Below are 11510 nucleotides of genomic sequence, written 5' to 3'. Positions count from 1 at the left end.
TTTGGAGTGAACATGGACGACGATATTCGTATCCGCGCGGCCTGGCTGTATCATGTCGGTGGACTGAGTCAGGATGAGGTGGGACAGCGGCTGGGGCTGTCGCGGTTCAAGGTGCTACGCCTGTTGTCGGACGCGCGCTCGGCAGGCGAGGTCGTCGTGTCGCTGGACCATCGCAGTGGCGGAACGCTCGCATTGGCCGAGGCGTTGCGGCTGCGGTTCGGACTGAAGGACGCGCTGGTCGCACCGGACGTCGGTGGCGCGGAGGGCGCGGCGCGACACGCGGTCGGGATGGTCGCCGCCGGATGGCTTCGCCGTGTCGCCGCGACCGGGGCGCTGACCGTTGGCGTCGGTTGGGGGCGCACGTTGTCGGCGATGGCCGACGCGCTGACCGGTCTGCAAAACCCGGACCTGCGCGTCGTTTCCCTGATGGGGGCGATGGTGCGAACCGGCCCCGAAGGGCCGATCGACGTTTGCGCCCGGATCGCCGCCGTCGCGAGGGGGCAGGCCCTGTTCCTCCCCGCACCATTTCTGGCCGACACGTCCGAGGATGCCGCGGTCCTGATGCGCCAGCGTCTGGTCCGCGAGGCGTTGGAAGTGGCGCGGTCGGCAACCCATATGATCGTGTCGGTGGGCGAAGGTGGGCGCGACGCGCTGCTGACCACATCGGGCGTTCTGGACGCGGCGGATCTGGACGCGCTGGAGGCGGCGGAAGTGGTGGCCGATACGACGGGCAAGTTCCTGCGCGCAGATGGAACCCTTGCCCCCGTCGATCTGAACGACCGGACGCCGGCCATCGGGCTGAATGACATGAAGCGGGCCGAGGTGACGCTGCTGGCGGCGGGCACGTCCAAGGCGCGGGCGACGCGCGCCCTGCTGCGCGCCGGTCTGGTGGACCGGATCGTGGTGGATGAGGCGCTGGCGATCATACTGAAGGAGGATGAAGCATGAAAGGATTTGGGGTCCACACGAGCATGTGGACGATGACCTGGGACAAGGCGGGGTCGGAACGAGCGGTCGCAGCCGCGACGACCCATGGCTTCGACTTCATCGAGATCGCGCTGCTATCGCCCGATGCGGTCGATCCTACCGCCTCCCGCGAGCTGCTGGAGGCGGCTGAGTTGCCGGCCGTCTGTTCGTTGGGCCTGCCGGAAGCGGTCTGGCCGTCACGGCACGGGCCTGACGACGCCGTCGCATTCCTGACGGGCGCGCTCGACGTGGCCCATGCGATCGGGGCCGAAGCGCTGTCGGGCGTGACATATGGCGGTATCGGCGAGACCACCGGCACGCCGCCCACAACGGAGGAACTGGACCATGTCGCCATCACGTTGGATCGTGCCGCAGCCCATGCCGCGCGTCTTGGGATGCGCTTCGGCATCGAGCCGGTGAACCGCTACGAGAGCCATTTGATCAACACGGCCCGCCAAGGCATCGAGATGATCGAGCGGATCGGCGCAGAGAACATGTTCCTGCATCTCGATACCTATCACATGAATATCGAGGAGCGTGGCATTGCGATGGGCATTCTGGAGGGACGGGACCATCTGGCCTATATCCACCTGTCGGAGTCGGACCGGGGCACGCCGGGTGCGGGCAACGTGCGGTGGGACGAGGTCTATGGCGCGCTGGCGGCAGTAGGGTTCAACGGTGGTCTTGCCATGGAAAGCTTCATTGATATGCCGCCCGAGATTGCCAATGGCCTCGCCGTGTGGCGCCCGGTTGCCGAGAGTCGCGATGTCGTACTGGAACGGGGCCTGCCGTTCTTGCGTAACAAGGCGGCACAATACCGGCTGATCTGACCGGCATCGGATGTAACAGGGTGTGGAACCTTGCAGTTAGTGGGGGGAGTAGCCTGCGATTGTTCATCGACTGCCCTCTGCCGTTCTTTCCCCTGGTCCCATGCCAAGGTTAATGGATATCGACCGGCACGCCGTTCGACCCGGTCCGTTTTCCGGTCGGCTGAAGCGGAAGCGCGTATCGCGACGCTTCGTCAGTTCTGTTGCAAGTTGATCGGGTGAACGCGTTTTCTGTGGTCGCAGTTGGGATATTTCCTGTTTCAGCCTGTCAGGAACCCGGGCCGTGGATGCGATCTGCCTCAGGCGCATTGCACGGCGTCCAGACTGCGGTTGAAAAAGGAGCGTGCTTGGCTGATCGGGCGGACCAAGGGCGGAGACCCTATCAAACAAGTCAAACGGCACAACAGGATAGAGATCCTGTTCGGTGCCAGACTACGGCGCGTGTGAAAGTTCAACTCTGCTATTGGCGCGATGTGCGCCGAGCCGAATTCGCTGCGAGTGCCGAACGACAATTGCGCAACCAACAGGCGCGGACATTCTCCGCCAGGCATTTTATGAACCTGCATCCGAATGTGAAGCCATGTCCTCGGGCCTGGATACAGGTGGCAGCGCTTCAGTGCTTTGGTCGCGTTGCGTTACCGCTCACGGCGGCTTCGTATGCGGCATCGCAGAGCGCGTAGGTTTTGATATTGTCGACAGCGGAAACTGAGGCCGGCTTCCCTTCCTTCCATCGATTCAAAATGTGCTGGCAGGTGTTGCGCACACTGTCCTGAACTACATGCCAAGGCCGCTCCGCCCAACTAAGAACGGCGGCGTCGGCATTGATGGTCGTCGACTGATCGCCGGACGAGACCGTCAGGCTCATATCGGCACCGAGGCGGAGTGCGCCTCGTGTGCCTTCGATTTCAATGAGCGTGGCGGGGAAGGGGTCCGGTAGCTGCTGTGAAGCATACGTGCACTCTACCACGCTGACCGCGCCGGACAGGTGCCGCAGCATCATCGTCGCCGTATCTTCTCCCTTTACGTCACGATCCCGGCGCTGCAATTCGGCAGACAGGTGGTGGACTTCTCCGAAAAAGACGCGCGCAAGATCAAGGACGTGCACGCCCACGTCGGTCAGGATGAACCGCTCCTCTTCCCTCAGATAGGGTTGCCCTGAATAGATGTCATAGCCGGTTCGAAAACTGATCCGTCCCCAGGTGGGATCGCCGATTTTGCCTGATGCCAGGATGTCGCTGATCATCATGTGCGGGTGCTGAAAGCGAAAGTTCTCATGCACGGCCAGAAACTGTCCCGATGCCTGCGCCTTGGCAAGCATTCCCTCGCATTCAGCAAGCGAGCGACCAAAGGGTTTTTGAACAATGGTGGCAATCCCGGCATCAAGTGACTGCGAGACCAGCGCCCTGTGAGAGTTCACCTGTGTGACAATATCGACGATGTCGAGGTCACCCTCGGCGATCATCGCAGCCATATCGGTATGAATGCCGGGAACTGAAAAGGCCTTCGCGGCTTTTTCGGCCTGCTCCCGTGACAAATCGCAAACGGCCACAAGGTCGACACCCTGAGCGTGTAGGGAATGCCATGAGTTGAGATGGTTTTGAGAAAAGAAGCCACATCCGACGACTCCGACACGACAACGTTTGGCCATTCAGACGATTCCCATTTCCATATACCGGCAAGCCTTGCGATCACGTTGCATCCGGCGCGTGTCACGCTTGAGCTTTGCTTATGTATTAGCACCTTATATAAATACTTATACCGCAATAGCGTTTGATGAAACGCGCGGACTGTTTTTCACTATATACTAAACAAACAATTCGTACTTAAGCGGATAATCAGACATCCTAGGTTCATTCCCATTCGATGGTACCCGGAGGCTTGGACGTGATGTCGTAGGTCACGCGATTGATGCCCGGCACCTCATTGATGATGCGGGTTGCGGTTTCGCCCAGGAAGTCATGGGTGAACGGGTAATAATCGGCGGTCATGCCATCAACCGAGGTGACGGCCCGCAGGGCGCAGGCGAAATCATATGTGCGCCCGTCGCCCATGACGCCGACCGTGCGGACCGGCAGGATCGCCACGAAGGCCTGCCAGATATCGTCATACAGACCGTGCTTGCGGATCTGATCGATGTAGACGGCATCGGCGCGGCGCAGAATCGTCAGCTTTTCGCGGGTGATTTCACCGGGACACCGAATGGCCAGACCGGGGCCGGGGAAGGGGTGGCGACCAATGAAACTGGGCGGCAAACCAAGTTCGCGACCCAGGGCGCGCACCTCGTCCTTGAACAGTTCGCGCAGGGGTTCGACCAGTTTCAGGCCCATCTTTTCGGGCAGCCCGCCGACGTTGTGATGCGATTTGATGGTGACCGAGGGGCCGCCGGAAAAGCTGACCGATTCGATGACATCGGGGTAAAGGGTGCCCTGTGCCAGAAACTTGACGCCTTCGATTGCGTCGGCATGCTTCTGGAAGACGTCGATAAACAGCTTACCGATGATCTTGCGTTTGGTTTCGGGGTCGGACACACCGTCGAGCTGACCCAGAAACAGCTCCTCTTCATTGGCGTGGATCAGGGGAAGGTTATAGTTGTCGCGAAACATCTTCGCGACTTCCTCGCCTTCACCCTGCCGCAAAAGCCCGTGGTCGACGAAGACGCAGGTCAGTTGATCGCCGATCGCTTCGTGCAACAGGACCGCTGCGACCGAAGAATCGACGCCGCCGGACAGGGCGCAGATTACCTTGTCAGTCCCGACCTGTTCGCGGATCGCCGTTATGGCCTGCTCGCGATACCCGGCCATCGTCCAGTCGCCGGTGAACCCGGCCAGCCTTACGAAATTCTCGTAGAGCTTGGCGCCCTTGGGGGTGTGGTGAACTTCGGGATGGAACTGCATGCCATAAAAATGGCGGTCGGTGTCGGCGACCACGGCGAAGGGTGCGCCGGACGAGGTGGCATAGACCTCGAAGCCGTCGGCAAGGCGGCTGACGTGATCGCCGTGTGACATCCAGACCTGTTCGCGGCCCGTCGATTCGGGGCCGTCGAACCAGCCTTGTAGCAGATCCAGCGGTTGTGATGGAGTGACAAAAGCGCGCCCGAACTCCGCCGTTCCCTCGCCGCGGATGACCAGACCGCCCAGCATCTGCATCATCACCTGCTGGCCGTAGCAAATACCCAGAACCGGCACGTCCAGGTCGAAGACTTCCGCAGGCGGACGGGGGCTATCCGCGTCGGGCACGCTGGCCGGACCGCCCGACAGGATCACCGCCCTGGGGGCGAAGTCGCGCAGAAAGTCGGGCGTCACGTTCTGAAACGGGTGGATTTCGCAGTATACATTCAGTTCCCGCAGACGCCGCGCGATAAGCTGCGTAACCTGCGATCCGAAGTCCACGATGAGAAGGCGTTGATGATCGGGCATATCCATGCCGCGCGGCTTACGCCGGGGCTGGGCGGGGGGCAAGTATTGGACCCCGCTATTAGGCGATGTCGCCTTTGGCCCCGCCGGGACGCAAACGGTGGGTGAGGGCGGCTTGGCGCGGGGTAGCAGTCGGCTCAGGATAAGGAACCGAAGGGGTTTGTCATGGCGGAAGCGGCAAGGGGACGGCGGGGCGGCGGTGGCGCGGCCCGGCGGGCGGAGCGCACAAGCACCAAGGTCGAGCAGGCAGCCTACATCACCCGCGGCATCCCCGACTTCGAGATTCTGACGGCTGAAGCGCTTGAGATCATCGAGACCAATGCCGAAGTCGTACTGGAAGAAATCGGCGTCGCCTTCCCCGAGAACGAGACTGCGCTTGAGTTATGGCGTCAGGCCGGGGCGGATGTGCGCGGAGACCGGGTGCATATTCCCAAGGGATTGGCCCGCAAGTTATGCGCCACCGCACCCTCTCGGTTTACCCAGATCGCCCGCAACTCTGACCGCAATGTCGAGATCGGCGGACGTAACCTGGTGCTGGCTCCGGTCTATGGCCCACCTTTCGTGCGCGATGCGGGCGGTCGGCGTTATGCCACGCTGGAGGATTTCCACAAGTTTGTGAAGCTGGGGCATATGTCCAAGTGGCTTCACCATTCGGGCGGCACGGTCTGCGAGCCGACGGACATTCCGGTCAACAAACGACATTTCGATATGTTGCTCGCGCATATGACACTGACCGATAAACCCTTCATGGGCTCGGTGACCGAAGCCAGCCGCGCCGCCGATTCGGTCGAGATGTGCGACATCCTGTTCGACGACGGTACCGGATCGGGCCTGAACGACCGCACCGCGATGATCAGCCTGATCAACATCAACTCTCCGCTGACCTTCGATTCGATCATGATGGGCGCGTTGGAAGTCTATGCGAAGGCCAATCAGGCCGTCATAATCAGCCCCTTCATCGTGGGCGGGGCGATGGCGCCGGTTTCAGTTGCAGGCACACTGACGCAGGTTCTGGCTGAAGTGATGGCCGGTGTCGCCTATAGCCAGTTGGTACGTGCGGGCGCGCCCGTGGTTTTCGGGGCGTTCGTTACGTCGATCGACATGAATTCGGGGGCGCCGACGTTCGGCACACCGGAAGCGGCGCAAATTACCTATGGTGCGGGGCAACTTGCACGACGGCTGGGTCTGCCGTATCGCAGCGCCGGGTCATTCAACGGATCAAAACTGCCGGACGCACAGGCGGCCTATGAGACAGCGAATTCACTGAACACAGGGTTGCTGTCGGGGGTCAATTTCATGCTGCATGCCTGCGGCTGGCTGGAAGGGGGTCTGGTCGCCGATTTCGAAAAGTTCGTGATGGACGCCGATCAGTTGGGCGTTTTGCACGGGTTGGCACGCGGAGTTGAGATCGACGAGAACGCGCAAGCGATGGATGCTCTGCGAGAAGTAGGCCCCGGCGGGCATTTTCTGGGCTGTGCGCATACCCAGGCGAACTACAAACAAGCCTTCTGGAAGTCGCAATTACTGGATTACAAATCCTATGAGACATGGGCGGACGAGGGGTCGCGGGATACCCGCGCGTTGGCCTCGGCCCGGGTAGAAAAGTTATTAGCGACTTATGAGCAACCTGCTCTGGACCCCGCAATACGCGAGGCCCTGATCTCATATGTGGCCGAGAAGAAATCCGGGATGCCCGACGCCTTCATGTAATGGCGGTGCCGCTTCAGGCGCGTCCGAAGGCCCGTGCCTCGGACACCAGCGCGACAAGGATGTCGACGTGGCGGACGAAGCTGTAGTTTTTGTCTGAGGTCTGGCGGCGTCGCTCCAGTGCGGCCTCGATCGGTAGAAGTTTTTCCAACGCCGCGCGGGGCGATGCAGGGATCGCAACGCGTAGCATCCGACGCAGATCGCGGCGGCGTTCGTATCGGGCTGAGCCGTGGTTGGCGGCATCGACCAGCAGGCCGGGGCGACGAAGGGCGGCGAGTTCGGAAGAAATCTTGCACATCTTGGGCAGGTCCATCTTGTGTTGCGATTGCCCTGATCCTGCGCCACCGGACGGCATTGTTGCGCGGTTTCCAAAAGCACCGTTCGCATGCGTTGTTGCGTTTACACTTTGGAAACAATTGTGGCCGGGCCGTGGATGATTAACGTCTTGGTAACCAATCGGAGCGAGTTCTGGGCCAAGTTTTCCACAGGACCCGTTTCGGAGTTTTCAATGCCGTCCCGCCTTGCAGATCGCCCCATGGAAAGGTGGCCCGACTGGGTCCCCGGATCGGCCCGCGCCTATGTCGCGCATGCCTTTGAGGGGCGCCCTCTGCGTGCCGTCGCCGAGGAGTCGGGCTGTGCGGCATCGACCGTGTTGCGGCAGGTGCGGCGTATCGAGCAACGCCGGGATGACCCGCTTGTGGACGACATTATCGAACGGCTCGCAGAAGCCGCCATTGACGGTACGGATTCCACAGCAGCAAAGGATATATCCCCCATGTCCGCCATTCCCCAACGCGCAACCCTGATCGACGACGAAACCCTCAACCGCGAGGCCCGGCGCGTCCTGCGACGCCTGTGTGAAGGCGATGCCTTCCTTGCGGTCGGGCAGGGCATGCCGCAAGCCGTCGTCCTGCGCGAAAATGGCGAGACGCCGACTCGCACCGCGACGGTGCAAAAATCCGTGGCCCAGGCCTTCGTGCTGAAAGACTGGGTAAGCTGTTTCAAGGCTGGTCGCGTCACCCGCTATCGCATCACCGAGGCCGGGCGCGCCGCTTTGAAGCGTCTTCTGAACGACACGCTGAACGCGCGACAGGAAGCGCGGGGCATGGCCGAGTCACCCAGCCCTTTCCTGACTCAGCATATGGAAATGGGCGAACGGGCGGTTCCTGGCCCGCGCGGCGATGAAGTCATGCGTATCAATCTGGCGGAATCTCCGCTGGGGGCCCTGGCCCGCAAGAAGGATCGCGATGGCAAACCGTTCCTGAGCATGGATCTGGTCATTGCGGGCGAACGTCTGCGCGAAGATTTCGAACGGGCGCAGATGGGTCCGCGCGTCGGCCAGAACTGGGAGAGGTTCCTGACTGCGGGGGGGCGCGGACAGATGGGCCCCGGCAGCAATTGTTCAGGCCCCAAGGATGCACGCGAACGGGTCAGTCAGGCATTGCGTGCCCTGGGTCCAGGTCTGGCTGATGTGGTGCTGCGGGTGTGCTGTTTTCTGGAAGGTCTGGAAACAGCTGAAAAGCGTATGGGGTGGGCCGCGCGGTCCGGCAAAATCGTCCTGCGGATCGCATTGCAGCGACTGGCCGGACACTACGACAGCCTGCACCGTTAGATCATCATGCTCGCCGGAAAATGAACACGCCGCCCGGCACAAGGCGGCGTGTTAGGACAATTTCAGAGTCAGCGGTCTTCGACTTCCACGTAATCTCGGGCCGTCGCGCCGGTATAAAGTTGGCGCGGACGACCGATCTTGAGGTCCGGGTCCGACAACTGTTCCTTCCACTGCGAGATCCAGCCGACGGTACGTGACAGCGCGAAGATCGGCGTAAACATCGAGGTCGGAAAGCCCATGGCTTCGAGGATTATGCCCGAATAGAAGTCGACATTCGGAAACAGCTTCTTCTCTGCAAAATACGGATCTTCCAACGCCTCTCGCTCAAGTTCCTTGGCGACCTGAAGGATCGGATTGTTGTGAATGCCCAGAAGTTCCAGCACTTCGTCGGCGCTTTGCTTCATTACGGTCGCACGGGGGTCGAAATTCTTGTAGACCCGGTGTCCGAAGCCCATCAGGCGAAACGGATCGTCCTTGTCCTTGGCGCGCGCGATGAATTCCGGGATGCGGTCCACAGTTCCGATCTCGTTTAGCATTTCCAGACAGGCCTGATTGGCCCCGCCATGCGCCGGGCCCCAAAGACAGGCGATGCCAGCTGCGATGCAGGCAAACGGGTTCGCCCCGGATGACGAGGCCAAGCGAACGGTCGAAGTCGAGGCATTCTGTTCGTGGTCGGCATGCAGGGTGAAGATACGGTCCATGGCGCGGGCAAGGATCGGATCGACGACATAATCCTCGGCTGGCACGCTGAAACACATGTTCAGGAAGTTCGACGCGTAATCCAGATCGTTCCTTGGATAGACGAAAGGCTGTCCGATGGAATATTTATAGGCCATTGCCGCGATGGTCGGCATCTTCGCGATCAGGCGAAAGGATGCGACCTCGCGCTGCCATGTGTCGTTGATATCGGTGCTGTCGTGATAGAAAGCGGACATCGCGCCCACCACGCCCACCATCGTTGCCATCGGATGCGCGTCGCGGCGGAATCCGCGGAAAAAATTGTGCATCTGTTCGTGGATCATGGTGTGCTTGGTCACCGTGGTTTCGAACAGCTCAAGCTGCTCGGCGGACGGCAACTCACCATAGAGTAACAGGTAGCACACTTCCAGATAGTGAGAGTCGGCGGCGAGTTGGCCAATGGGATAGCCGCGGTGCAGCAGAACGCCCTCTTCGCCGTCGATGAAGGTGATCGCGCTGTCGCAGGCCGCTGTGGACGTGAAGCCCGGATCATAGGTAAATACCCCGGCCTGTGCGTAGAGCTTGCGGATATCGACCACGTCGGGACCGACTGTCGGGGAATGGATGGGCAAATCGTAGGTTTTTCCATCCAGCGTCAGCGTCGCAGTTTTCCGAGTGTCAGCCATGTCCGTCCTTTCGAGATGATGCAACATGAAGATCATGCTGCATCCTGTTGTATTGCCGAACCATTAGTTCGGTTGAGCGCGAATTTGAGCGCGCCCGAATGGCTCAAATATGCTCTCCGGACTCCGGTTCGCCAACGGCATCCTGAAGCCGCAGAAGCGTTTCGTCCTGTCCGAGAACAAGCATCATATCGAAAACGCTGGGGGTGGCGGTTCGACCGGCAAGCGCTGCGCGGAGTGGCGCAGCCAGCTTGCCCAGACCCAGTCCCCTGGACTGTGCCAGATCACCCACGACACCCTCCAGCACATCGCGTGTCCAGCTAGCAGTTTGCAGGTGCGGCGTCAATTCCGACAGTATGCCACGGGATACCGGATCAAGCGCTTTCGCGGCCTTTTCATCGGGCGTTACCGGACGATCGACCAATGCGAAATGCGCGCGCTCGACAATCTGGGGCAGGGTGCGGCTGGCGTCCTTCACGATTGGGATCGCAGGGGCAAGCCGGTCGATGTCAACGGAAGGCACGTCTGCGCGGGCTATCCAATCTTGTACGGCAGCCAAAATATCGCTGTCTGGCATCGCGCTGAGATGCTGTCCGGACAGGTTTTCCAGTTTTTTCAGGTCCAGCCGGGCAGGAGCGCGACCGATGCCTTCCAGATCGAACCAGGCACGGGCCTGTTCGTCGGTAAAAAACTCGTCGTCACCATGGCTCCACCCCAACCGCGCAAGATAATTCCGCAGCGCCTGCGCCGGGTATCCCATTGCGGCATATTCCTCGACGCCAGTCGCGCCATGCCGTTTGGACAGCTTCTTGCCATCGGCGCCGTGGATCAGGGGAATATGCGCCCATACCGGCTGTGCCCAACCCATCGCATCGTAGGTTTGCGCCTGACGCGCGGCATTGTTCAGATGATCGTCGCCCCGGATCACATGCGTGACACCCATGTCATGATCGTCCACCACAACCGCCAACATATAAGTCGGTGTGCCGTCGGAGCGCAGCAGCACCATGTCGTCCAGCTGATCGTTGCGGAAGGTTACCTTACCCTGAACAGCATCGGCGATTATGGTCGTGCCGTCGCGCGGGGCTTTCAGACGAATGACCGATGGCGTGTCCGGATGATCGGATGGATCGGAATCGCGCCAGGGCGACTGGAACAGGGTCGTGGTGCCGGCTTGGCGCGCGGCCTCCCGAAATGCCTCGATCTCTTCCTGGGTCGAGAAACAGCGATAGGCATGGCCCGAGGCCAGCATCGCATGCGCCACCTCGGCATGACGCGGGACCTGATCGAATTGGCTGACGGCCTCGCCATCGTGGTCAAGACCAAGCCATTTCAGACCCTGAAAGATCGTATCGGTCGCTTCAGGGGTAGAGCGTTCGCGATCGGTGTCCTCGATCCGCAACAGGAATTGCCCGCCATGACGCCGCGCGAACAGCCAGTTGAACAGCGCCGTCCGCGCCGTACCGATGTGCATCGTGCCGGTGGGGGACGGGGCGATACGGGTCACCACGGGGGCGATCTGGGGTTCGGACATGGCGTGGGGTTCCTCGTCTGACGGCTGTGTGACTGCGCATGGTTAACGATTTGTAAACCCGGCGGCGCGCATGATCGGGTGGGTGATAGG

General features: G+C 61.0%; 9 protein-coding genes. 4 read left to right on the top strand and 5 right to left on the bottom strand.

Annotation, left to right across the window (positions count from 1 at the left end; genetic code table 11):
- Positions 1 to 12: 12 nt before the first annotated feature.
- Both AC13C2_RS11015 and AC13C2_RS11010 read left to right on the top strand, forming a co-directional pair.
- Positions 13 to 948 carry a sugar-binding transcriptional regulator gene (locus AC13C2_RS11015; protein ID WP_092761830.1) on the top strand — a complete coding sequence of 312 codons (936 nt, stop codon included), beginning with the start codon at positions 13 to 15 and terminating at the stop codon, positions 946 to 948.
- Entirely contained in the window at positions 945 to 1796 is an 852-nt protein-coding gene (locus tag AC13C2_RS11010; RefSeq protein ID WP_482886826.1) for a sugar phosphate isomerase/epimerase family protein, read from the top strand. Before AC13C2_RS11015 ends, AC13C2_RS11010 begins: the two co-directional genes overlap by 4 nt.
- Before the next feature lie 610 nt (positions 1797 to 2406).
- On the opposite strand, the gene AC13C2_RS11005 is transcribed toward AC13C2_RS11010, so the two are convergent.
- Complete coding sequence (locus AC13C2_RS11005) at positions 2407 to 3441, bottom strand: Gfo/Idh/MocA family protein (protein ID WP_482886825.1); 1035 nt, start codon at positions 3439 to 3441, stop codon at positions 2407 to 2409.
- A gap of 202 nt (positions 3442 to 3643) precedes the next feature.
- Complete coding sequence (gene guaA / locus AC13C2_RS11000; RefSeq protein ID WP_482886824.1) at positions 3644 to 5215, bottom strand: glutamine-hydrolyzing GMP synthase; 1572 nt, start codon at positions 5213 to 5215, stop codon at positions 3644 to 3646.
- A 156-nt stretch (positions 5216 to 5371) separates the two neighbouring features.
- On the opposite strand from guaA, the gene AC13C2_RS10995 reads away from it, so the two are divergent.
- The gene (locus tag AC13C2_RS10995; protein ID WP_482886823.1) at positions 5372 to 6916 is read left to right on the top strand and encodes a trimethylamine methyltransferase family protein; all 1545 of its coding nucleotides are present in this window, start codon (positions 5372 to 5374) and stop codon (positions 6914 to 6916) included.
- Between the two features lie 13 nt (positions 6917 to 6929).
- Here the strand turns inward: AC13C2_RS10995 and AC13C2_RS10990 are convergent, their stop codons facing one another.
- Positions 6930 to 7226 (bottom strand): DUF6477 family protein, encoded by a 297-nt coding sequence (locus AC13C2_RS10990; protein WP_245737550.1) that lies wholly within the window; start codon positions 7224 to 7226, stop codon positions 6930 to 6932.
- A gap of 222 nt (positions 7227 to 7448) precedes the next feature.
- Here AC13C2_RS10990 and AC13C2_RS10985 point away from each other — a divergent pair, with 222 nt between their 5' ends.
- Positions 7449 to 8525 (top strand): DUF6456 domain-containing protein, encoded by a 1077-nt coding sequence (locus AC13C2_RS10985; protein ID WP_482886822.1) that lies wholly within the window; start codon positions 7449 to 7451, stop codon positions 8523 to 8525.
- 68 nt (positions 8526 to 8593) lie between these two features.
- Here AC13C2_RS10985 and gltA read toward each other — a convergent pair whose 3' ends face one another.
- The gene (gltA, locus tag AC13C2_RS10980) at positions 8594 to 9889 is read right to left on the bottom strand and encodes a citrate synthase (protein WP_092762029.1); all 1296 of its coding nucleotides are present in this window, start codon (positions 9887 to 9889) and stop codon (positions 8594 to 8596) included.
- A 103-nt stretch (positions 9890 to 9992) separates the two neighbouring features.
- Positions 9993 to 11420 (bottom strand): glutamate--tRNA ligase, encoded by a 1428-nt coding sequence (gene gltX / locus AC13C2_RS10975; RefSeq protein ID WP_482886821.1) that lies wholly within the window; start codon positions 11418 to 11420, stop codon positions 9993 to 9995.
- Positions 11421 to 11510 lie beyond the last annotated feature (90 nt).

Source organism: Jannaschia sp. L-14R (assembly GCF_056857695.1).
Note: the sequence above shows the minus strand (reverse complement) of the source record. Positions and strands in the feature narration are given on the sequence as shown.